We start from the raw sequence: 612 nt of genomic DNA, 5'->3' as shown, positions 1-612 counted from the left end.
TCGTTACCATCTTGACCAAATAGGAGGTCATCGCCAGCACCGCCATTTAGGGTGTCACTGCCATTACCGCCATCTAAAACATCGTTGCCAGCACCTGTCGTAACACGATCATTGCCATCTTGCCCATAGACTTCAGTTTTGCCGCCAGTAGCGTTGAAAACGTCGTTGCCAGCACCCAGATGGGCGATGCTCTGAGATTTCCATTGCGCTATATTATGATTATCGTTATTATCTGTGCCGTGATAGGTGGCAACTTTTGTTGCCATCAGTTCGGCAAGACTGACTGTTTGGTCAGCAAATTCGAAGTTTTCAATATGATAAGAGTCACCGTACTCGAAGTTTTGAATGGTAACACTATTTGAGTCTGATGTTTTAAGGATTAAATCTTGACCTTTTAACAAGACTTGAACTGCAGACAGATTAACATCTGTAAAACGGATGGTGTCTTGATGGCGATTCTCAGTATTCCAATCATATTCATAAATCACATCATTGCCGTAATCACCACTAAAGATGTAAGTGTCATTGCCATTTTTATGACCTGAATTGCTTAAATAATCATCGCCAGCACCACCATTTAAGATGTCATCGCCGTTACCGCCATTTAGGGTG

The 612-nt window shown here is 42.5% G+C and carries 1 protein-coding gene; it reads right to left on the bottom strand.

Annotation, left to right across the window (positions count from 1 at the left end; translation table 11 throughout):
* Positions 1–612, bottom strand: a 612-nt coding sequence (locus tag IM753_RS12830) for a calcium-binding protein (protein ID WP_304609653.1), incomplete at both ends; no start/stop codon positions are given.

It is taken from the genome of Moraxella sp. K127 (genome assembly GCF_015223095.1).
GTDB lineage: Bacteria > Pseudomonadota > Gammaproteobacteria > Pseudomonadales > Moraxellaceae > Moraxella.
The sequence above is the reverse complement of the archived record's forward strand: the minus strand, read 5'-3'. Positions and strand labels throughout refer to the sequence as shown.